Origin of the sequence: Deinococcus psychrotolerans (assembly GCF_003860465.1) — a bacterium.
Classification (GTDB): domain Bacteria; phylum Deinococcota; class Deinococci; order Deinococcales; family Deinococcaceae; genus Deinococcus; species Deinococcus psychrotolerans.
Genome location: NZ_CP034183.1, coordinates 2,714,069 through 2,735,841, shown reverse-complemented (window position 1 = coordinate 2,735,841; position 21,773 = coordinate 2,714,069). Strand labels below are relative to the sequence as shown.

At 63.1% G+C, this 21,773-nt stretch carries 20 protein-coding genes; 7 read left to right on the top strand and 13 right to left on the bottom strand.

Annotation, left to right across the window (positions count from 1 at the left end; genetic code table 11):
• Positions 1–331 precede the first annotated feature (331 nt).
• From EHF33_RS13495 to EHF33_RS13475, 5 genes are all read right to left on the bottom strand, one after another.
• Positions 332–1,525, bottom strand: coding sequence for an acyl-CoA dehydrogenase family protein (locus EHF33_RS13495; RefSeq protein ID WP_124872544.1), 1,194 nt, complete (start codon positions 1,523–1,525; stop codon positions 332–334).
• A gap of 68 nt (positions 1,526–1,593) precedes the next feature.
• Positions 1,594–3,525: an acetate--CoA ligase gene (locus EHF33_RS13490; RefSeq protein WP_124872542.1), complete on the bottom strand. Its 1,932-nt coding sequence runs from the start codon at positions 3,523–3,525 to the stop codon at positions 1,594–1,596.
• A 61-nt stretch (positions 3,526–3,586) separates the two neighbouring features.
• A complete protein-coding gene (locus tag EHF33_RS13485) occupies positions 3,587–5,245 on the bottom strand; it encodes an acyl-CoA carboxylase subunit beta (RefSeq protein WP_124872540.1) in 1,659 nt (552 codons plus the stop codon).
• On the bottom strand, positions 5,242–5,751 hold the full coding sequence (locus EHF33_RS13480) for a MaoC family dehydratase (protein ID WP_124872538.1): 510 nt from the start codon (positions 5,749–5,751) through the stop codon (positions 5,242–5,244). Before EHF33_RS13480 ends, EHF33_RS13485 begins: the two co-directional genes overlap by 4 nt.
• Entirely contained in the window at positions 5,748–6,668 is a 921-nt protein-coding gene (locus EHF33_RS13475; RefSeq protein ID WP_124872536.1) for an HpcH/HpaI aldolase/citrate lyase family protein, read from the bottom strand. Before EHF33_RS13475 ends, EHF33_RS13480 begins: the two co-directional genes overlap by 4 nt.
• Before the next feature lie 115 nt (positions 6,669–6,783).
• Here EHF33_RS13475 and EHF33_RS13470 point away from each other — a divergent pair, with 115 nt between their 5' ends.
• On the top strand, positions 6,784–7,434 hold the full coding sequence (locus EHF33_RS13470) for a TetR/AcrR family transcriptional regulator (RefSeq protein ID WP_124872534.1): 651 nt from the start codon (positions 6,784–6,786) through the stop codon (positions 7,432–7,434).
• Between the two features lie 86 nt (positions 7,435–7,520).
• On the opposite strand, the gene EHF33_RS13465 is transcribed toward EHF33_RS13470, so the two are convergent.
• The 4 genes from EHF33_RS13465 to EHF33_RS13450 form a co-directional block, all read right to left on the bottom strand.
• The gene (locus EHF33_RS13465) at positions 7,521–7,979 is read right to left on the bottom strand and encodes a divergent PAP2 family protein (protein WP_124872532.1); all 459 of its coding nucleotides are present in this window, start codon (positions 7,977–7,979) and stop codon (positions 7,521–7,523) included.
• 87 nt (positions 7,980–8,066) lie between these two features.
• Positions 8,067–8,954: a bifunctional 5,10-methylenetetrahydrofolate dehydrogenase/5,10-methenyltetrahydrofolate cyclohydrolase gene (locus EHF33_RS13460; RefSeq protein ID WP_124872530.1), complete on the bottom strand. Its 888-nt coding sequence runs from the start codon at positions 8,952–8,954 to the stop codon at positions 8,067–8,069.
• 5 nt (positions 8,955–8,959) lie between these two features.
• Positions 8,960–9,445 carry a transcription antitermination factor NusB gene (nusB, locus tag EHF33_RS13455; RefSeq protein WP_124872528.1) on the bottom strand — a complete coding sequence of 162 codons (486 nt, stop codon included), beginning with the start codon at positions 9,443–9,445 and terminating at the stop codon, positions 8,960–8,962.
• Positions 9,442–9,852: an Asp23/Gls24 family envelope stress response protein gene (locus tag EHF33_RS13450; RefSeq protein ID WP_124872526.1), complete on the bottom strand. Its 411-nt coding sequence runs from the start codon at positions 9,850–9,852 to the stop codon at positions 9,442–9,444. Before EHF33_RS13450 ends, nusB begins: the two co-directional genes overlap by 4 nt.
• A gap of 30 nt (positions 9,853–9,882) precedes the next feature.
• On the opposite strand from EHF33_RS13450, the gene EHF33_RS13445 reads away from it, so the two are divergent.
• On the top strand, positions 9,883–10,215 hold the full coding sequence (locus EHF33_RS13445) for a type II toxin-antitoxin system PemK/MazF family toxin (protein WP_124872524.1): 333 nt from the start codon (positions 9,883–9,885) through the stop codon (positions 10,213–10,215).
• A 9-nt stretch (positions 10,216–10,224) separates the two neighbouring features.
• On the opposite strand, the gene ligA is transcribed toward EHF33_RS13445, so the two are convergent.
• Positions 10,225–12,216, bottom strand: a complete 1,992-nt coding sequence (ligA, locus tag EHF33_RS13440; protein WP_241191330.1) for an NAD-dependent DNA ligase LigA — start codon at positions 12,214–12,216, stop codon at positions 10,225–10,227.
• Positions 12,217–12,509: 293 nt separating this feature from the next.
• Between ligA and EHF33_RS13435 the strand changes: the two genes are divergently transcribed.
• The 3 genes from EHF33_RS13435 (at position 12,510) to EHF33_RS13425 (ending at position 16,149) form a co-directional block, all read left to right on the top strand.
• The gene (locus EHF33_RS13435) at positions 12,510–13,634 is read left to right on the top strand and encodes a BMP family lipoprotein (RefSeq protein WP_124872520.1); all 1,125 of its coding nucleotides are present in this window, start codon (positions 12,510–12,512) and stop codon (positions 13,632–13,634) included.
• A 260-nt stretch (positions 13,635–13,894) separates the two neighbouring features.
• Entirely contained in the window at positions 13,895–15,496 is a 1,602-nt protein-coding gene (locus EHF33_RS13430) for a S49 family peptidase (RefSeq protein ID WP_124872518.1), read from the top strand.
• 98 nt (positions 15,497–15,594) lie between these two features.
• On the top strand, positions 15,595–16,149 hold the full coding sequence (locus tag EHF33_RS13425; RefSeq protein WP_124872516.1) for a MarR family winged helix-turn-helix transcriptional regulator: 555 nt from the start codon (positions 15,595–15,597) through the stop codon (positions 16,147–16,149).
• Between the two features lie 183 nt (positions 16,150–16,332).
• Here the strand turns inward: EHF33_RS13425 and EHF33_RS13420 are convergent, their stop codons facing one another.
• The gene (locus tag EHF33_RS13420; RefSeq protein WP_241191182.1) at positions 16,333–17,769 is read right to left on the bottom strand and encodes a CCA tRNA nucleotidyltransferase; all 1,437 of its coding nucleotides are present in this window, start codon (positions 17,767–17,769) and stop codon (positions 16,333–16,335) included.
• Positions 17,770–17,816: 47 nt separating this feature from the next.
• Entirely contained in the window at positions 17,817–19,199 is a 1,383-nt protein-coding gene (locus tag EHF33_RS13415; RefSeq protein WP_124872514.1) for a S1C family serine protease, read from the bottom strand.
• Positions 19,200–19,406: 207 nt separating this feature from the next.
• Here EHF33_RS13415 and EHF33_RS13410 point away from each other — a divergent pair, with 207 nt between their 5' ends.
• A complete protein-coding gene (locus EHF33_RS13410; RefSeq protein WP_124872512.1) occupies positions 19,407–20,504 on the top strand; it encodes a butyrate kinase in 1,098 nt (365 codons plus the stop codon).
• Positions 20,504–20,893 carry a hypothetical protein gene (locus tag EHF33_RS13405; RefSeq protein WP_124872510.1) on the top strand — a complete coding sequence of 130 codons (390 nt, stop codon included), beginning with the start codon at positions 20,504–20,506 and terminating at the stop codon, positions 20,891–20,893. The genes EHF33_RS13410 and EHF33_RS13405 overlap by 1 nt, the downstream gene beginning before the upstream one ends.
• Positions 20,894–20,929: 36 nt before the next feature.
• On the opposite strand, the gene EHF33_RS13400 is transcribed toward EHF33_RS13405, so the two are convergent.
• A complete protein-coding gene (locus EHF33_RS13400; protein WP_124872508.1) occupies positions 20,930–21,766 on the bottom strand; it encodes a hypothetical protein in 837 nt (278 codons plus the stop codon).
• Positions 21,767–21,773 lie beyond the last annotated feature (7 nt).

The following is a 21,773-nucleotide window of genomic DNA, read 5'->3' as shown; positions in this document are numbered from 1 at the left end:
GCTTCAAAAGAGGAGTGAGTTGGGTCTTTAGCCTTTGGCCCAGGAGGGGTAGGTGAGCAAAGCGAATGCTTTTGACCGCCCACCTCCATCTCCGCAACACCACCACAATCCACAAACAAGGCCCGCCGTCCGAAAGGAAAGCGGGCCTTATCTGCTTGTAGAGCCAACCGAGTGCCTACTAAGTCGCCAACTACCCGTGATGACGCATCAGAGAAACACGGCCAAAGCCGCCTCCAACAGCTCCCCCTGGCCCCTCCAAGGGGCTAGGGGGTTGGGGGGTGTGGGTGGGCCGTCTGCCAAGACAAAAAGCCCTTGCCCCCACCCAACCCACTTAAGCCGTGACCATCTCCGCCGCGAACTTGGCCGTCACTGCCCGGCTGATAATCATGCGCTGCACCTCGCTGGTGCCCTCGCCGATGGTGGTCAGGCGGTTGTCGCGCCAGAAACGCTCGACCGGGTACTCCTTGATGTATCCGTAGCCGCCCAGCATCTGAATGGCGCTGTCACAGGCGGCCAGTCCCTTTTCGGTGGCAAACAGCTTGGCCCGCGACGCCGCGACCGTAAAATCGCGTCCGGCGTCTTTGAGATCGGCGGCTTTGCGAATCAGGAGTCTCGCCGCTTCCAGCTCGGTGTCCATGTCGGCCAGGCGGAAGCTCAGCGCTTGATTGAGCGCAATCGGCTTGCCGAACTGCTCGCGCTCCATGCCGTACTTGGTGGCAAACTCAAGCGCGGCGCGGCCCAGTCCCAGCCCCATCGAGCCGATGCCGATGCGTCCGCCGTCCAGCACCTTCATCACGTCTTTGAACGCTTGACCGCGTGCGCCCAGCAGGGCGTCGGCGGACAGGTGAATATTCTCGAAAACCAGTTGGGCGGTGTCGCTGCTGCGCAGGCCCAGCTTGTCTTCCTTGCGGCCCACACTAAAGCCCTCCACTTCATCCCGGTTAAAGACAAATGCGCTGATGCCGTCGTTTTTGCCTTTGCCGGCTCTGGGCGCGTCGGTGCGGGCCAAGACCACGTAGGTTCCGGCCACGCTGCCCTGCGTGATGAAGTTTTTGGAGCCGTTGAGAATCCAGCTTCCGTCCGGCTGCTCCACGGCGCGGGTGGCGAGGCCGCCGCTGTCCGAGCCGCTGCCAGGTTCGGTCAGGCCCCACGCGCCCAGCTTGTTGGCGGCGGCGAGGTCAGGCAAAAACTTCTGCTTTTGCGCTTCGGTGCCGCCGATCAGGATGTGGCCCTGGCACAGCGAGTTGTGCGAGGCGACGGTCAAGCACAGCGAGCCGTCGTAAACCGCGATTTCTTCGATGATCATCGCGAAGGTGGGGGTGTCCAGCTCTGAGCCGCCGTACTCTGCGGGCGTCTGAGCGCCCATGATGCCCATTTCGCCCAGACTTTTGACGATCTGCATCGGAAATTCGCCGGTCTGGTCGCGCTCTGCCGAGCCGGGAGCCACTTCTTTTTTGAGGAAGGCGGTGAGGGCGCTGAGAATGGTGCGCTGGTCGTCGGTCAAATCGTAGGGAAGGGTCGTCATTTTGGTTCTCCTTGTGGGGATGAGGTCATGGGGTGTGGGCGGAGCGGGGGCGAGGGCCAGCCAACTGTTCACATTCGGATATGCCCAAGCACCACCTCCAGCGCGTCGGGGTTTTCCAAGCTGCTCAGGTCACCGCGCACTTCGCCGTGTTCCAAGAGGTCACGCAGCAAGCGGCGCATGATCTTGCCGCTGCGGGTGCGGGGCAGGGTCGGCACCACGTAGACGGCGGCGGGGCGGGCGTATTTGCCCACGCCGACCACAATGGCTTCGGCCAGTTCTTCGCTGAGCTGTCTGCTCTCTCCCGCTCCCGCACGCGGCACCACGAAGGCCACTGGCACCGCGCCGCGCAGTTCGTCGGACTGCGCCACCACTGCCGCCTCGCTGACCGCTGGGTGGGTGATCAGGGCAGCCTCCAATTCCATAGTGCCGATGCGGTGGCCCGACACGTTCATCACGTCGTCTACCCGGCCCGTCACCCAGAGTTGGCCGTCTTCATCGAGCATGGCGGCGTCGGCGCTGGCGTAGCGGCCCGGAAACTCGCTGAAGTAGGTCTCATGGTAGCGCTCCGGGCTGCCCCAGACCGTACGGGCGAGGCAGGGAAACGGCTCGGTCAGCGTCAGGACACCGAGTTGACCGGCGGCCACCGGCTGGCCGTCTTCACCCACGACCTCGGCGCGGTAGCCGGGCAGCGCTTCGCCGCACGACCCGGCTTTGGTATCGGTCGCGCCGACGATGGCCGAGGCCCAGGCGGTGCCAGTTTCGGTTTGGCCGTAGGTGTTGTTGACAAAAGCCCCGAAGGTGTCCACTGTCCAGTGCCAAGTTTCAGGGTCGAGCGGCTCGCCCACCAACGAGATGAGTTCCACTTTGCTCAGGTCACGGCCCGCCAAAGCACTTTGTCCGGCGCGGCGCAGCATCCTCAGAGCGGTGGGGGCGGTAAAAATCTTGTTGACGCCGTACTTCTCCACCAACTCATACGGGCGACTGGGGCTGGGCGTGTCGATGCTGCCCTCGTAGAGCACCTGCGTGACGCCGTGGGCCATGCCGCCGACCAGCGCGAAGATCGGTACTACCAGCCAGCCCACGTCCGCCGTACACCAGTAGCTGTCCTCGGGGCGCAGGTTGAGCGACCATTTGACGTTGGCGTAGGTGCCGACCAGGAAGCCCAGGCCCGAATGCACCAGCCCCTTGGGTTTGCTGGTCGTGCCGGAGGTATAGATGATGAAGCCGGGGTCATTGGCCTCCAGCATCACAGGCGCGGCCAGGCGGCGGGTGCGGGTCATCAGGGTGGCCCAGTCATGTTCAGCACAGCCGTGTTCATCGGATTGCCTATCGGTGTCTAAGTTCAGCCGGTTGATGACGACCACGTGCTTGATACTGTCAATCCCGCGCCTCGCTTCGTCCAGCACAGGCTTGAGAGCGACCACTTTGCCGCGCCGCAGCGTGCCGTCGGCCACGACAACGACTTTGGGACGGGCGTCTTCCAATCGGTCACGCACCGCTGCCGCCGAGAAGCCCGCGAAAATCACCGAGTAGATCGCGCCGATGCGGTAGCAGGCGTGAATGGCGATGAAGGCCTCGGGGATGTTGGAGAGCAGCAGCGACACCCTATCGCCTTTTTGCACACCCATGTCTTCCAGCACGGCGGCAAAGCGGGCGGTTTCGGTGGTGAGTTGCTGATACGTCCAGGTTTCAGTCAGGCCGTCCTCGCGCTCGTAGTGCAGGGCCACTTTGTCGGGCGTTTTCTCGGCGTGGCGGTCCAAGCAGTTGACGCTGACATTGCCCTTCGCGCCCACGAAGTAGCGGAAGTCGCCCAGCTCACCGTCTAGGATTTTCGTCCAGCCCTCGTCCCATTCCAGTTCGCCCGCCATTTCAGCCCAGTATTCGGTGGGCGGCAAGGCTTTCAGGCGCTCGGCTTCCTGCACTGACACGGGAGCCTGACGCCGCAGAGCGTCGCTGGGAGGAATCAGAGGCTGGTCGAGCAGGGGGGGCTGGGTGCTCATAAGGCTCCTTGACAACCGTACTTGTGCTGAGTGGCCCGTGGGAAAAACAAGTCCGCCATGCTCACACCTGAAACACCCCCACCTTGAATTCCTCCGACTTGGCCTGCCCCGCGCAGACTTCCAGGGCGCGGATCAGGCGCTCGCGGGTGTCGCCGGGTTTGATGATCTCGTCGACCCACAACCGCGAGGCGGCGTAGCGCGGGTCGAGTTCGGTGTCGTACTTGCCCTTAACCTCGTTGTAGAGCCGCAAAAGCTCCTCGTCGTCGGGTTCGTGGCCGCCGCGTTTGAGGGCGGCCAGTTGAATATCCAGCAGAGTTTTGGCCGCCGCGTTGCCGCTCATGACCGCGTATTTGGCGCTGGGCCAGGCGAACAGGAAACGCGGGCCGAAGGCTTTGCCGTTCATGGCGTAGTTGCCTGCTCCGAAGCTGCCGCCGGTGATCAGCGTGAGCTTGGGCACCACCGAGTTGGACACGGCGTTGACCAGCTTGGCTCCGCGCCGGATGATGCCTTCTTGCTCCGAGTCGCGGCCCACCATGAAGCCGGTCACGTCCGACACGAAGATGAGGGGCGTTCCAGCTTGGTTGGCATCCAGAATAAAGCGGGCAGCCTTGTCGGCGCTGTCGCCGTAGATGACGCCGCCGACTTCGATGCGGGTTCGCAGACCCGGTTCACCGCCCGCCTTGAGCTTTTTCTTGATGACAGTGCGCTGGTTGGCCACATACGCCACCGGAAAGCCGCCCAGCCGCGCAAAGCCGCACACCAGCGTCTCGCCGTACTCAGCCTTGAATTCCTGAAAACTGCTCTCGCCTTCCGGCGTCATATCGCTGATGGCCGCGATGAGGTCGCGCACGTCGTAGGGCTTGGCGGAGTCGAAAGCCACCAAGTCGGTCAGATCCGAGTTGGACGGCGGCAAGACTTCCCTTCTGCGCTTGGCCCAGCCCGCCACGTCGCCCTCAGCGTAGAGGTCAGCCAGCGAACGCAGACGCTTGATGGCCGCGTCGTCGTCGGGCTCACGGTAGTCCACCGTTCCGGCAATCTGGGCATGCATGGCCGCGCCGCCGAGGTCTTCCGAGTCCACGGTTTGCCCAATCGCCGCTTTGACCAGCGCCGGGCCAGCCAGATACAGGCCGCTGCCCTCGGTCATGATCAGCGTGTCGCACATCACCGGCAAGTAAGCTCCGCCCGCCACGCAGTTGCCCATGATGGCGGCGAGCTGCGGGATTCCGGCGGCGCTCATCCGGGCATTCAGGTAAAAGACCCGCCCGAAGTCGTCTTGGTCGGGAAAAATCTCGTCCTGCATCGGCAAGTACACGCCCGCCGAGTCGACGAGGTACATCACCGGCAAGTGGTTTTCAAAGGCGATGGTCTGCGCCCGAATGACTTTCTTGGCGGTGATCGGAAAGAACGCACCCGCCTTGACGGTGGCGTCGTTGGCGATCATCATCCAGGGCCGCCCGTGAACCGTGCCGATGCCCGTCACCGTGCCGCCGCTGGGGCAGCCCCCCACGTCGGTGTACATTTCCCAACCGGCGAAGGTCATCAGCTCGTCAAACGGCGTCCCTTCGTCTACCAGGCGGCTGATGCGCTCACGGGCGGTCAAGCGGTTTTTATCGTGCTGGCGCTGCTGGGCCTTGGGGCCGCCGCCGAGTCGGACTTGGGCGGCGTCGGTGTCGAGGCGGGTCAGGGCGTCGGCCCATAAGCTGGTGGTGGTCTGGGTCATGAGGGTTCCTTGTGTACGGGTTGTTTTTGCGCTGGTTGTTTTTGCATCAGGGCGCTGCGCTTACACTGCGCCACCAGTTCGCCGCGCTGATTAAAGGCGCGGTGCTCGAAGGTGACGATTCCGGCTTCCGGGCGTGAGCCAGATTCCCGGCGGGCCACCACTTCACTCTCGGCACGCAGGGTGTCGCCGTGCTTGACCGGCTTGGGAAAGCTGATCTCCGAAAAGCCCAGATTGGCAACCAGCGTACCCAGCGTCAGTTCGTAGACGCTCAGGCCGACGAGCAAACTCAGCGTCAGCATGGAATTGACCAATCTCTCCCCGAACTCAGTCTGGGCCGCGTACTCGGCATCGAGGTGCAGCGGCTGGGGGTTCATGGTCATGGTCGTGAACAGCACGTTATCGGCCTCGGTGAGGGTGCGGGTCACGTAGTGCCGAATCACCGCGCCGACCGGCAGTTCTTCAAAGTATTTACCGGGCGGGCGGGCAGTGCCGGATGACTGGCTCACGCTTCCACCTCCGCGCTCGCCAGAACCGCCCGCGCCCGCACCAGCATCGGCGCGTCAACCATCTGGCCCTCGAAGGCGATCACACCGCGCCCCTGCTGCTGGCCCTGCTCGTAAGCGGCCAGCAGCGCCCAAGCCCGCTTGATTTCTTCCGGTGAAGGGCTAAACACCTGATGCGAGAGTGCGACCTGAGCCGGGTGGATGCACAGCTTGCCGCCGTAGCCGAGCGAGCGCCCCACCCTGGCATCTTCCAGAAAAGCGGCGTCGTCGCGCAGTTTGGTCACCACGATGTCGTAAGCCGCCACGCCAAAGAGCCGCGCCAGCATCGCCACCCGTGAGCGTGGGTACAGCACTTCCAAACCCGCTGCGGTTCGCACGCCGCCCAAATCGGCCACGTAATCTTCAGCGCCGAAATAAGCCGAGGTGACTGCCCCTTTGACTGCGCCTTTGCTTGGGCCTTTGCTTGGGCCTTTACCTGGGCCTTGCAGCAGCTCGCCCGCGTTTTCCACTCCGGCCACTGTTTCCAGTCCGGCCATGATCTGAAGGTGGGCCAGGCCACGCGCCCCGAACTGCTCGACCGCTTCTGCCAGGTCGGCGGCGCGTTCGAGTTTGGGAAGCACCACACCCGCCAGCGTGGGCGTCAAGGCGTCCAAGTCGTCGGCGAAATAAGGCGACTGGACGGCATTCAGGCGCAGGTATACCGCCTGTTCAGGGTGGTGGGCGGCCAACCAGACTTGGGCTTCCCTGGCCACCTGTCTGGCCTGTTGCTTGGCCTCTGCGCTGTCCGGCACGGCGTCTTCCAAGTCCAAGATGGCCAAATCAGGACGTGAGCGCGGCAGTTTTTTAAGGACTTCGAGCTGGTTGGCGGGAGCAAACAGAGCGCTTCGGTAACGCGGTAAACGGACAGTGGGCGAACTCATGAATGCTCCTCAAACACGCGGCCAACCTTTAAATCCTGTAAAGTTCAACCGCTCGGTTGGATTTTTAATAGCCCGAGCTTAACACGGCGCGGTGCGCGGGCGCTAGGGTCAGGTGATGAGTGTGCGGCAAAGGCGATCAGAGAGTCTGAAAGTGCAGCAAAAGGTGCAGGCCCGCCGGCGGGAAATCTACGCCGCCGCCGCCGAACTGTTCAGCACGCATGGCTACCGCGCCGCCTCGATGCGTGAACTCGCCGCCGCGCTGGGCATGAGCAAGGCCAGTTTGTATCACTATGTCCAGAGTAAAGAAGAACTCCTGACGCTGCTTTATACCGAGGTTATCGCCGAAAACACCGCCATCATGCAGGCGGTGATCGACCTCGGCCTCAGCGCCGCCGAAACATTGCGCGAAGTCTTGGTGCAGCGCGTGCTCTACACCATTACCCGTCAACGTTTGCTGCGGGTCTTTTACGAGGAAGAACTGGAATTGCCGCCCACCGTCAGCGGCCCGATGCGCCAGGAGAGACAGCACTACGAGCACACTCTACTCAGCGTGGTGCAGCGCGGGCTGGACGAGGGCGTGCTGACCTCGCCGGTTTCGGCGCAGATGACCGCCAATATTTTGCTGGGGGCCGTCAACTGGACTTACCGCTGGTACAAAGCGGGAGGGCCGCTGCGTGCGCGTGAATTTGCGGAGGGCGTGGCGGATACGGCCATGGGCGGAATAGTGTCCCCATCCGCGCTCACAGCCGATCTCGTCAGGGGTTAGAGGGGATGTTCACGGTGGAGCTGATTCGAGGGCTCCACTTGCTCGTGCGGTTCATACATCAAGTAGGCCTACTCAGTAGCCGCAACTCATAGCCAACGAAACGCCAGAAACGCCGCCACCACGCCGATGATGCCGCCCACCAGCACTTCCAGATAGGTGTGGCCCAGCAGCACCTTCAGCGGCTTGGGCGCAAAGCCTTCGCGCACCACTGCCCGCAGCTCGGCCACCAGCTCGTTGATCAGGCGGGCTTGCTGGCCGCTGCTGTGGCGCACCCCGGTGGCGTCGTACATCACGATCAGGGCAAAGGTGGTCACCACCGCGAAGAGCGGGCTGCCCAGTCCTTCTGTAAGGGCCACACCGGTGGTCAAGGCCGACACCATGGCGCTGTGGCTGCTGGGCATTCCGCCAGTTTCCAAAGCTTTTTCGGGCCGCCAGCGCCGCTCGAAAAGCAAAATCAGCAATACCTTGACGATTTGCGCTCCGGTGCTCGAAAACACGGCCGTCCACAGCCAGCGGTTGCTCAGCAGCTCAGCAATCGAATTCATGGGGCAGCTCTACAAGAAGGCGTCACAGTTGGCACTGAGTTTAGCGGTGAAAACTGAGAAAGCCTACTCGCCTACTTGGCCCGCGCTTCATGCTAAAAGCTCGACCTCAACCAACTCGCTCGGCTGCTCCCCGGCTTGCAGGCGCTCGGCGGCCAAAACAGTATTCATGATCAGGTGGGCCACCGTCATCGGGCCGACGCCGCCGGGTACAGGCGTCAGCGCGGCGGCGATCTCAGCGACCTCGGGGTGAACGTCTCCGGCGAGTTTGGCTTTGCCGCTCTTGGTCTGCCCCACCCGGTTGACCCCCACATCAATGACGACTGCGCCGGGGCGGATCATCTCGGCGGTGATCAGGTGTGGTCTACCGGCGGCCGCCACCACCATGTCGGCTTCGCGGGTCAGGGCCGCCAGATCGGGGGTGCGCGAGTGGGCGATGGTCACGGTGGCGTCGCGGGCCAGCAGCAGGGCCGCCAGCGGTTTACCCACGATGTTGCTGCGCCCCACGATCACCACCCGCTGCCCGGCTACCGGCAGGCCGTAGTAATCGAGCAAGCGCACCACCCCGGCGGGGGTGCAGGGCGGCAAGGCGGCTGCGCCTGTCCAGAGCCGCCCCACATTGACCGGGTGAAAGCCGTCCACGTCTTTTTCGGGGCTGATGGCGTTCAGGACACGCTCACTGTCAATAAAAGCGGGCAGCGGCAACTGAACGAGTAAGCCGCTGACGGCGGGATCGGCATTCAGCCGCTCGATCAGCGAGAGGAGCTCGGCTTGGCTGGTGGCACTCGGCAGGGCGTGAACGGTGCTGCCCAGCCCGACTTCCAGCGCCTTTTTTTCCTTGAGGCTGACATAACTCACGCTGGCAGGGTCTTCGCCCAGCCGGATGACGTGCAGTTCCGGGCGGCGCGGCAAAGCGGCGGCCCGCGTCCGGGCTTCGTCCAGCAGCGCTTGGGCGGCAGGCGGGCCAGCCAAAATCATGGCGCTCAATGTTGTGCTTCGCCGCTTGGCTGGGCTTCCATGCTGCGCGACATGCCGCCCAGAACGCCGTTGACAAAGCGGCCCGAATCGTCACCGCCGAACTTGCGGGCAATCCGCACGGCGCTTTCGATGATCGGCGGGTGGGCTTCAGCCGTATGCTGCATTTCAAACACCGCCAGCCGCAGCACGTTGAGGTCGGTCTGGGCCATCTGCTCGAAACTCCAACCGCGAATGGTGCGCTGGAGCAAGTCGTTGATCTCGGCGGCGCTGGCTTGGTAGCCGAAGGTCAGCTCGTGGGCAAAGGAAAGCGCTTCGGGGTTGAGATGCACGTAGGTGTCGTCGCCCGAAAGCATCGCACCTTCGCTGCGGGTAAAGACTTGTTGAAGGTCTAGGCCACCCTGTCCGGCTTCGAACAGCACCCGGAAGGCAAATTCACGGGCGGCGCGGCGGGTGCCCACCGGCTGAGCAGCGGCGCGTTCGCGGCGGGTCACGCGTTGCCCGCTGAAGGAGCAGCCGCGCTCGGCACCGGCAAACTCAGATTTTGCACGGTGACATTGACCGCTTTGACTTTGAGGCCCGTCATCAGTTCGATATTTTCTTGCAGAGCATTTTGGGCTTGCTGCGCCAGTTTGTGCAAGTTCTTGCCGTACTCGATATTGACGCCGACCTCTAGGCTCACGCTCTGGCCGTCGCGGGTGATTTTAAGCGCTCTGGGACGGCGCGAAGACGGCATTTCCCCTGCGCCGAGGCTGCCCAGCGAACCACTGAGTGACTCGCTCAACGCCTCGCCCAATTTGCCGGGGCGCGGCGTGGCGACGGCGATGCTCAGGCCCTCGATGCGCTCCAGGGTCGAGGTGGCGATGTCGGTCAGGACGTTTTTGCTGATTTCAAGTTCCATACTTCTCCCAGTCGTACGCGGGGCGGCGAATTGTTATGCGGCGCGGAAGCGCTCACGGCTTCCAAGTTGCTGATTAGTTTAGCTCAAGGAAATAAACCTGACAGAGACTTCAGCACGCTGAGGAACCGCTCATGGCTGGCAACGCTGCTGGCCGTGTCGGTCACGACCAATCTGGCGCTGGCCGACCTGCCAGGCAACGTGGCCATCCCCGCGCTCGCGGCGGGGCTGTCCCAAGACAGCGTGATCAATATCACCCAAGTGATTCCGGTAGACCGGAGCTTTCTGGATTCGCAGATTGGGCAACTGCCCGCCGAGTTGCTGCGGCGCGTCGCAGACGGTCTGCGGCTGATTCAAGGCCTTTGAGCAAACGGCTCACTCCAGCCCTGCCGCTCCCTTTTCCTCCAGCAGCGCCGCGAGGCCCGCTTCGTCCAGCACCGGAATCTCAAGTTCCTGAGCGCGGCTGAGTTTGCTTCCGGCGTCCTCGCCCGCCACCAGATAACTGGTTTTGCCGGTCACGCTGCCGGTCACGCGAGCGCCCCGCGCTTCGAGAGCGGCTTTCAGCACGTCGCGCGGGCGGCTGAGGCTGCCAGTCAGCACGAAGTTCAGGCCGGCGAGTTCCGCCGTGCGGCTTTCGGTTTCGCTGACTTGCTGGCCCAGTCCGGCGGCGCGGAGCTTGGCGATCAAGCGTTGCAACCGCTCGGAAGCCAGTTCGCTACTGACCCGTTGGGCCAGCACGCCGCCGAGTCCGGGCACCGCTTCGATCTGCTCGGGCGCGGCGGCTTCCAGCGCGGCCAGCGAACCGAAGGCGCGGGCCAGCGCTTTGGCGTTGCGGTCTCCGACACCCGCCATGCCCAGCGCGTTGATTAAGCGCCACAGGGGTTTGGCTTTGCTTTCCGCGAGCTGCGCCAGTACGTTGGCGGCTTTTTTGTCGCCGCCGCGCTCCAGGCCGGAAAGTTGCTCGGCGGTGAGCGCGTAAAAGTCGGCGGCGTCTTTGACCAGTCCAGTGTCTAGGAGCTGGCGGGTCAGCTTTTCACCGATGCCGCGAATGTCCAGCGCACCGCGTGAGACGAAGTAGCGCAGACCCTCGTAGAGTTTGGCCGGGCACTCGGGATTGGTGCAGTAGCGGTTGGCGTCGCCTTCCTCACGCACGGCGGGAAAGGTGCAGATGGGGCAGACATCCGGAAACACGAACGGCACAGCTCCCTCGGGGCGCAGTTCTGGCAGCACCCGCACGATCTCGGGGATGACGCCGCCCGCTTTGCGAACCAGCACCGTGTCGCCAATGTGCAAATCGAGGTCGCGGATAAAGTCTTCGTTGTGCAGCGTGGCTTTGCTGACGGTGCTCCCTTCCAAGAGGCGCGGCGAAAGGTGGGCCAGCGGAGCCAGTTTGCCGGTGCGCCCCACGTTGATGCTGACACTTTCCAAAATGGTCTGGGCTTCTTCCACTGGAAACTTATAGGCAATCGCCCATTTGGGTGCCCGACTGGTGAAGCCGGATTCAGATTGGAGGTGCAGGTCATTGAGCTTGATGACGGTGCCGTCCACGTCGAACGGCAAGTCGCCGCGCACCGCCAGCAAATCGGCGTGGTACTGCACCGCTTCTTCGATGCCGCGAACCTGCTTTGAATACTCGCTGACCGGAAAGCCACGCGCCCTGAGCCATTCCAGCACCTCCCACTGGGTCTTGGCTGGCACACCGTCACGCTTGCCCAGCGCGTACAAAATAGCGCTGAGATTGCGCGAACGGGTCACGCTCGGGTCTTTTTGACGCAGCGCTCCGGCGGCTCCGTTGCGGGGATTTTTGAGCGGCTGCGTGCCCAATTCCTCGGCCCGCTCGTTGAAGGCGGCGAACTCCTCGCGGCTGAGGTACACTTCGCCGCGCACTTCCAGTTCGCCGGTCAGGCCTTCTACTTTCTGCGGCAAACCCGCGATGGTCAAGACCTGCGCGGTGACGATTTCGCCGGTCACGCCGTTGCCGCGTGTGGCGGCCCACTGAAGTTCGCCGTCCAGGTAATACAAGTTGACGCTCAGACCATCGATTTTGAGCTCGCAGGTATAGGCGAAGTCGGCGGCTTCCGGCGTGATGTTGAGCGAGCGGGAGAGCTTGTCTTGAAAGCCGCGCAACTCCGCGTCATCGAAGACATTGTCCAGACTGGTCATCGGGGTGGGGTGGTTGACCGGCAAGAAAGCGCTGCTGGGCAGTCCACCAACGGCTTGGGCAGGCGAGGGCGCTTCCGTCAACCAATCGGGATGCTCGGCTTCCAGGGCGCGGGCCTCACGGGTCAGGGCGTCATAGTCATGGTCGGCAATTTCGGGCGCGTCCTGCTCATGATAAAGGCGGTTGTGGCGGGCCAGTTCGTCCATCAGCCACAGGTAACGTTCAGACGGTAAGGTCGGGCCATCCTCCAAGTTCTTGTGCGGCGATTTTCTGTCCTGTGACAAATCTTGCGGGGGTGTTTGCCTTTCAGCGCTCATGGCCCAACCTTAGCATTCCGCGCTTTGCCCTGCTTCACGCTCCGCTTCCCGGTGCTCCCCCCACTGCGTGATTAAGGCTTCCTTTAGCTCTACCGACTTTCGCGTATACTTTCTGTTCAAGAACACGCTCCGCTTGACGGCCACTCAAAACCGGACAAGCGTACCCATCAGGAGGACTACCGATGAATTTATCCAGAACAGCCTTGACCCTTTCCCTGCTCGCCCTCAGCAGCCTCTCGATTGGCAGCATGGCCGCCGCCCAAAGCGGTATCCGTGTCGGTCTGGCTTACGACGCGGGCGGCAAATTCGACAAGAGCTTTAACCAATCGGCCTACGAAGGCTCGCAGCGTGCCGTGAAAGGAGGCGGCGTCTCGGTCAAGGATTTCGAGCCGTCCGATCCCAGCCAGACTGTGCAGGGCATTCGCGGCTTTGCCAAAGACGGCTTTGACCTGACCATCGCGGTGGGCTTTGCCAACAACGCCAGCATCACCCAGGTCGCCAAAGAAAATCCCGACCTCGCTTTCGGCTTGGTGGACGATGTCTCCGATGCCAAAAACGTTCAGAGCATGACCTTCAAAGAGCAGGAAGGCAGCTTCTTGGTGGGCTACCTCGCCGCCCTGAACAGCTCAACTGGCGTGCTGGGCTTCCTCGGCGGAATGGACGTGCCTCTCATTCATAAATTTGAAGCGGGCTACATCGCTGGAGCCAAAGCCGCCAACCCCAAAGTCAAGATCGTCAGCCAGTATGTCGGCACCACGCCTGACGCTTGGAACAACCCCGGCAAAGCCAAAGAAATCTCGGCCAGCATGAAAGCCAAGGGTGCGGACATTATTTTTGCCGCTGCGGGCGCGTCGGGCAAAGGCCTGCAAGATTACATCAAGCAGCAGCAGTGCCTCAAGGCCACCCAACTGCCCAAAGGCGTGACCTTTACTTCTGACAACTACAAAGCGGTGCCCAAGTCGGCGTCTTACCTCTCGGCCTGCGCGGGCAACACCCGTCCGATGTTCTTTATCGGCGTGGACAGCAACCAAAACTACCTCGGCGATTTTGACAACAACCCCAAAACGCTCAACCATGGCCTGACCAGCATGACCAAACGGGTCGACAACGCCGTCTACGCCCTGATTATGGATGTCAAGGCCGACAAGTTCAAAGGCGGCTCGCGCGTCTTCGGCCTCTCAGACGGCGGCGTGGGCTACTCGGTCGACGAATTCAACAGAGCGCTGATCTCCAGCGCCCAAGTTGCCAAAGTCGAAGCCGTCAAAGCCAAAATCATCAGCGGCGCGATCAAGGTTCCCTCGCAGTAAGCAAGTGCCCAGTGGCCGTTTTCTTATCTGAGTGCCCAAAGTAAATTGCTCAGCGAAGAAAAAAGAGCCGTACTGAACTGGGCCGTATAAAAATCGTAAGTGGAGTGGGCGACAAGGCTCGCCGCGTCGTTTAAACTCCGTCTTAAGGTCCCGCACGTTTCCCGTGAACGTGCGGGCCTCTTTGTTGGGCGGGCCAGGCTTGGGCCAGCCTTTAGCCGGGGCGGGGACGCTTTTCACTCAGGCCGCGTACCTTAGAGACTATGAACATTCCCTTTGGCCCCAAACAAAGCAGCGCAGCCTTGCCCGACGGCGTGACCAAACCGACGTGGGTGGTGGTGGACATCAGCGGGCCGCTGCCTGCCCGCCAGCCGAGCAACCCGATTGCCGCGCTGCTCAACCGCAGCGAAACGCTGGAATCTTTGGCCGTCAAGTTTGAAAAGCTCAGCAAAGCCGATTGGCTCCACGGCGTTCTCCTGCGCTTCGGCTCTTTTGAAGCCGACCTTGCCAGTGCCCACGCCTTGCGGGCCATGCTGCGGCGCTTGTCCGATCACAAACGCACCGTCAGCTACTTGCCCACCGTCACCAAAGCCAGTTTGCTGGCCGCCTCGGGCGCAGGCGAAGTGGTGGCCCCGGAATCGGCAGAATTCATGCTGCAGGGGTTCGGGGCTGAAATTACTTACCTCGGCGCGTTCCTGAAGAAGCACGGCATCGATTTTGAAAATTTGCGAATTGGCGAATTCAAAAGCGCCCTGACCCGTTTTTCGCAAGATTACATGGACGACGCCCAGCGCCACCAAACGGCCGAGTTGCTGCGGGGCATGGAAGATGCCTGGGCCGCCGACTTGGCCGAGGCACGGGGAGTCAGCGAAGGTGCGGTGCGCCAGTGGCTCAGCGAGGGTGTTTCGAGCGCGGCGCGGGCGCATGAACTCGGCATTCTCAGCAGCGTGGCCTACGAGGACGAACTGATCGGCCCGGCGGCACGGCCCCTTTCGGCGGTGCTCGATTTGCTGGTGCCGGAGCGCAGTAAGCGCGGAGAGGGGCGCATCGCTTTGGTGCCGGTGGTGGGCAACATCGTCACCGGCAAGTCGCGCAACAACCCGCTGCCGCTGCCGCTGCTCGGCGGCGCGATGGCCGGTTCGGATTCGGTGGTGGCCGCTCTTAAGCGGGCCAAGGAAGACAAGCAGACCAAAGCCATCGTGCTGTACGTGGATTCCGGCGGCGGCTCGGCGCTGGCCTCCGATTTGATTTGGCGCGAAGTGGCGACCAGCGAAAAGCCGGTGGTGGCGGTAATGGGCGCGGTGGCGGCGTCGGGCGGCTATTACGTGCTGGCCGCTGCCAAACACGTGATCGCTTCGCCCTACACCATCACCGGCAGTATCGGCGTGGTGACAGGCAAGCCGGTGCTGCGCGAGTTTAACCAGCGGCAGGGTTTTACGCCCGAGCGGGTGGAGCGCCAAGACAACGCCCTGATCTACTCGTCTGCCCAGCCTTTTTCTGACGCTGAGCGCACCGAACTTGAGCGCAGCATCGGTGAGGTGTACCAGCGTTTCATTGGCCGCGTGGCCCAGGGACGCAAGCTCAGCGTGGAGCAGGTGGACAAGCTGGGGCGCGGGCGGGTCTGGAGCGGCGCAGACGCCCTCGGCGCGGGCCTCGTCGACGAACTCGGCGACCTCGCCACCGGCTTTCAGCGGGCAGCAGAATTGGCTGGCCTGAGTTACGGCGCTCCCGTCTGGACAGCCACCCCGCCCAACCGGGGGCCGCTGCCAGAATTTGCTCAGCAAGCGGCTGCGGTCAGCTTCAAGCCGCCGTTTTTGGGTGACGCCGCGCTGCTGTGGCTGGATTTGGGACTACACATCAAGTAGTGTCCTAACCCGATTTCAACTCGGCCCAAATTTCGGCTCGGTTCAGTGTTGAGCGCTGCCGCTTGCACTTTGCCGCCCGCTGACCCAGCATGGAACTTATGCCCACAAAATACGCCGGAGGCGACCAAGAACGGGCTGCCCTCGACGCCTACATCAAGCTCTGGCGAGCGTCGCATTTGGTGGAGATGCAGGCCAACCGCCACCTCGCCCGCTTTGACTTGACCACCAGCCAATTTGGAGTGCTGGAAGCGGTTTATCATCTCGGCCCACTGAGTCAGCAGGCGCTGGCCAAGAAGATTTTGCGCTCCAGTGGCAACCTGACGATGGTGATCGACAACCTCGAAAAAACCCAATTGGTGCGCCGTGAACGCAACCAGCAAGACCGGCGGGTGATGATCGTGTCGCTCACTCCAGCCGGGCGCGAACTGATCGCGCAGGTGCTGCCGCCGCACGTCAGAGGCGTTGTGGGCGTGTTTGACTCCCTGAGTAAAGACGAGTTGGCCCAACTGTCCAGCCTGACCCGCAAGCTGGGCCTAGCCCTCAGCGCTGGCAAAGCGCAAACCGGCGCGGCGGGGAAATCCCCCAAAGCGAAGCAGGAAAAGCAGGCCAGCAAAATGGAGGTCAAAGCGCTTGAGGTACTGACCGCACTTTAAGCCGCGCGTTTGACTAAGTACGCCAACGTTTATCTTTAGATAAGCCGAGCGGAGCGGGCAGGCCCGGTAGGTGCCGCTTTGCCCAAGACGCGAGAGATGGAAAAAGTATGGCTAGATGGGAGTGGAGGGATGGAGCGCTCTTTGCGGAATCTCGAAACGGTAATCTTGCTGTACTTAGGCCCGTCATTTCGGCAAGGTGGCGAGGTGGCTAAGCAGCTCGGCTTCCTCCGCTTCTCGGCTGCTTACCCGCCCCGCTTGGCGCAACCCGCTGAGGCGGGCCAGCGCCTTTCCCACTTGCGGCCCGGCAGGAACGCCAAGGTTCAGCACATCTTTGCCGGTCAGTGGAATGTACGCGTCAGGCCGCAGCACGCCGCGCAACGTCGCCTCGGCGCTGTCTGGAGAAACATATTCGTGATCCATTGCCCGCCTCAGCAGCGCTGCCGGACGTGGCCCCAAAGCCAAGCGGTCTTGCCAAGCGTGTTGATCAGCCATGTGTTGATCGGCCACGCTGGACAAAAAGCCCGCCGCGTAGACCGCGTCACTGGGACGCTGCGGCAAGGCGTCCAGCGCGGCGAGAACTCTGGGCGCTCCAGCGGGCAGCAGGACAGCCGCGCCCCAGCTTTCCAGCCGCTCCATGACCTGACTCGGGCGCGGCTCCGAGAGCATCAAGCGCAGCTCAGCGTCTAAGCGGGGTGTCTGGGCAGCCACCGCGAGGGCCGAGGGCACTTGGGCAAGCAACTGCGGCGAGGCGCTGAGCTCGAGCCGGGCTGCGAGGCGTGCGCCGCGAATCAGCCGCGAGGCGTCATCGGTCAGCGAGTCGGAGTGCAGCGGGCGCAGTTCCCGGTTAAGCAGATCTGCCAGGCCGCCCACCGGATCGTGCAGTTCGGGCTTGGTTTGCCCTCCCGTCGCCTCGCCTATCACCAACGCCAAAGCGTTCAGCGAAAAATCGCGGCGCAGCACATCTTGGCTGAGGGTGCCGGAATGCGGCAGCGGCGAAGCGCCCGCCTGCGGATAGCGCTCGATGCGGGCGCTGACCAGATCGGCGGCGCGGCCATCCGGCAACGTCAGGGTGGCGTTTTGATACGCCGGATGAAACAAAAACGGCAAGCCGGATTGACGGGCCAAGCTTTCCACATCACCGCCGACCAGCACGATGTCGAGGTCAATTGGCGCAAGGCCCAGCAGAGCGTCCCTGACCGCCCCGCCGACGAGGGCCAGTCTGCCACCGGAAACTTGAAGACTCAGCGCCGTGAGCAGCTCCCGGTCAGCGGCGCTCAGAGCCGACCAAACCCGCTCAGCCAACTCCGGCGCAGCGGGCGGAGCGAGGTCGGCGGGCAGCAGCACAGCGGCGAACCGTTGGGCTTGAGTAACAACAAGCGCGGGAAAGGACTGCAACGCGGCGCGGGCTTCGTCCAAGATGGCCGAACTGTCCAATAGGGGCGCGGCCTGAATCCGGTTTGGTTCACCGGGCGTCACCACACCCAAAACCTGCTCGCCGTCCAGCACCGCCAGCGCTTCCAGATGCCAAGCCCGCAGCAGCGCTGCCGCCTCACCCAGAGTCTCCGGCGTCAAGCTAGGCGGCGGGGTTTTGGGCAAAAGCGGGCGGAGGTGATCTGGCACGGCTTTAAAGTTTCACAAACACAGTAGAAGGGTCAATGAGTTGGTGTTCAGTTGGGCGGTAAGGTCGTAAACGAGCTTTGATCCAGCGTAACCTCGACGCTGCGGGTCTTGCCGCCGCTCTCCACTTCCAACTTCACGCTGTCGCCCACTTTTTTGCCAATATATGCGGCTTGTAAATCCCCGATGCTGCCGACTGGGTTGCCGTCGGCGCTCACGATCACGTCGCCGCCCACCGCGATTTGGCCGCCGCCCACCGAGCGCAGTTGCCCGCCGCGCAGGCCCGCTTTGGCCGCAGGTGTGCCGGCGCTCACTTCCCCGATCAAAAATCCGCTCGGCGGCAAGTTGTATTGCTGGCGCAGTTGGCTGGGCACCGCGCTGAGATCAACCGGAATGCCTACCCTGCCGTTGGCGGTCGTTTGAAACGCCAGCAGGCCCGGCCTCACGCCGATAGTAGGAGCCAGCACCAAGCCGCCGCCCGCCGCTTTGAGGCGCTCCAGCAGGTTTTTGGCGGTGTTGATGGGAATGGCAAAACCGATGCCCGCGCTTTGGCCCACGCCACTTTGCGCCCCGGCGGGGCTGATGATCTGGGTATTGATCCCGATGACCCGCCCAGTGCTGTCGAGGAGCGGCCCGCCGCTGTTGCCGGGGTTGATGGCCGCGTCGGTTTGAATGGCGTTTTGGGTGATGCCCTCACCGCCCGAATTGAAACCAATCGGAATCTGGCGGTCGACGCTGCTGACAATTCCTTCCGAGACGCTGAAATCAAAGCCGAAGGGAGCGCCCATCGCCACCGTTTTTTGGCCGACTTCGAGGGCGCTGCTGTCACCCAAAGGAATCGGTTTGATCAGGGCTTTGGGCATGTTCTTGGGACGAATCAGCGCCAGGTCGTACTGCGGCGCGAGGCCGATGATCTCGGCTTCCACCGGAACTTTTTGGTTTTGCACCCGCACTTTGATGGTGGCTCCCTGCACCTGTCCGCCCTCGGTGACGACGTGGTAGTTGGTCAGAATATCGCCGCTGTCGTCCACAAAAAAGCCCGAGCCGACGCCGGACTGCCCGCCGCCCATCTGCCCAAAGGCGTCGGGATTGGCCGGAGACTCGGTGGTGATGTACACCAGCCCCGGCTCGTACTGCTTGATAATCGAGATGGTGTTGGCCTCGCTCACCAGCTTGGTGCCCTCGGCCCGCAGCGGCTGGGTGGCGTCTCCAGTAGAAGCGGTGGCAGAACTTGGCAAAGACGCAGTGCTGGCGCTGGCAGAAGGTGTGGTGGACGTCGCCGCCGTGTTCTGGGCGGTGTTCGTTTGGGCATTGGAATTGAGAACCGCTTGAGCACTCGGCACTACGCCGCGCCCGACGGTGGCTCCGATGCCAATCCCGAGGGCAGCGGCCACGACGGCAGTAATGAGGACAGTGTTGGTGCGGTTGGCCATAATGACCTTATTAGAACCAGACCCCGTGAAAATGCGGCGCGTAACGCATGAGGAAACCGCTAAGCTGGCCCGCCCTCACTCCCTTCGGAGAGTTTGAAGGTCAAAGTACGCTGCGGTGTGTGGTTTTTTACAAAAAAGGTGAATCTCCCTAATAAAATGCTCAGGCCGTATAGCTTCACGGATGTTCATCTGCTACCTTAACGGCTAATGCTGGCCTACGTCATCAACCCTGGCTCCACCAGCACCAAATTGGCCCTGGCCGAAATCGAGCGCGGCGACAATCCCGCTTTGCCTTCGCTGCTGCGCCTTAAGCTCGACAAAACCGAGGTGATGCACTCGGCGCTGCTGTCTGGGCCGCTGGAACTCGGCGATTTGCAGGCCGATCTGATGACCGCCGCCACCGACTGGCCCAAGCCCGACGCGGTGGTGGCTGCCTGCGGCCTCATCGGCAATTTGCAGGCCGGAGCTTACCGGGTGACGCCTGAGCTGGCCGAGTGGCTGCTGACCCACCCGCACGGTGAATACACCAGCAATGTCGGCGCGGCGTTGGCGCTGCACCTGGCCGAGTCGCGCGGCGTGCCGGCCTACGTCGTCGATCCGCCAGATGTGGACGAGCTGCGCCCCGAGGCCCGCGTGTCGGGGCTGGCGGGGGTGGAGCGCCTCAGCCGCCTGCACACCCTCAATGCCCGCTTGGTGGCCCGCCGCGCCGCCCACGAACAGGGATTGCGCTTCCAAGACGCCCGCGTGGTGGTGGCCCACCTCGGCGGCAGCATCAGCGTCAGCGCTTTTGAAGGCGCGAAGATTATCGACACGACAGGTGCGCGGCTCGACGAAGGCCCGTTCACTCCCAGCCGCGCCGGAACGCTGCCGATCCGCGCCCTGCTCGACGTCGCTTACAGCCGCCCGCGCAGCGACGCCGAAAAGCTGCTGCTCAGCGGAGCGGGCTTTTTGGGCCTCACTGGAACGGCGGATTTGCGCGAACTCGAGCGCCGCGAGAAAACCGAGAGCCGCGTCAAGCTGGCCGCCGACGCTTTCGCTTATCAGGTCGCCAAGAACATCGGAGCCTACAGCGCCGCTCTCAGCGCCCGCCCTCACGCAGTGGCGATCACCGGCGGCATTGCCCGCTGGGAAAGCGTGGTGAACCGCATCGAGCGCCAGATCGGTTGGATCGCGCCGCTAACCGTACTGCCCGGCGACCTCGAACTCGAAGCGTTGGCCGAGGGAATGGGCCGGGTGCTGCTGGGCTTGGAAACCGCCCAAGACTGGACACCTCCCGGCGCGGCCAGCGCAGCCGACTCCGTCTGATGGCCCGCTCGTCGCGCAAACCGGGCAAACTCGGCAAAGAGCGCCCCCACCCGATTCGCGCCACCAGCATGTGGCGGGTCGATCAAGTGTTTCTCAGCCGCAAGGGGCAGCGCGTAGAAGTGATTGCCAGCTTGGTCAACGATCAAGGTGGGCTAAGAAACCTCAGCACCATCGCTCCCACCGACGATCCGGCCGAAGCGGTGCGGCACGCGGCCCGCCACATCGCCGGAATGGGCAACGTCTATGAAGCCCGTAACGCCCGCGTGCGCTGGACACGGGCGCAGTCGGTAACGGCCCAAGACGAACTGATCCGCGACCTCGATTTGGAAGACGAATTTTTGGATTCATTTTTGGAAACGCTAGATGTGATTAGAGATCAGATGAGTTGAGGGGCAGAGTGAGCCATCCCCCCAACTCGCCTCACCTCAAAAAACAATCGGCTTGATGCCCACGCTGTTTGCGCCACACGAGACCGTCAGCACTTTGCCGTTGGGCGCGGAGGTGCAGCCAAGAGCGCCCAGCGCCGAGAAAGGCAACACCAGATTCTTGCCGTCGGTGGCGGGCGCGAGCGGCAACGTCACCGCGCCGCTGCCGAGGAGGGCCGCCGTTTTGCCTGCCGTAACCACCATAGCGCTCTGGCCGCTGCGCTCCAGCTTGAATTGGCCTGCACCCAGCGAGGTAACGTTCACCAAGCCCTTCAGATCGCTGCCGAGCAAGTACGGCTCGCCCTTAACGGCTCCGGCAGGCATGGCCGGACGGCCCGTACTGGGCGCGGTTGCAGCGGCGGCGGCGGGGGTATCTACGACCACCAGCGTTTCCTTGGCTGAGATCTCGGCCAGCAGCACCAGCGCTAAGGTTTTGCCAGTGTTTACGGCCAAACTGCTGGCCTTGCCCGACAGTTTCCACTCGCCTGCCCGGGTGCCCAGCTTGGCTTTGATGCTGGGACGCAGCGTGGCGGCGGGGCTGGCGGCGTACAAGCACAGCGCTCCGGCACTGAGTTTGAGGGCTTTGGGGCAACCCAACAAGCGGCCCGACACCACGGCGCTGACTTCAATGCCCAGCGCCGAGGCCGCGTTGCTCGGCACGCTCAGGCGCACGGGGCCTGTTGTTGCAGGCGCAGGTGCGGGCGTCGCGGGAGCAGCAGGCGCGGGAACGGGGGCGGGGGCAGGCGCAGCAGTTTGCGCGGCGGCCAGCGAAGTGAGGGGAAGCGACAGCACCAAAGAGGCGGCCAACAAGGCCGAGGGGCGAAAAGCCTTCAACATGAAACGT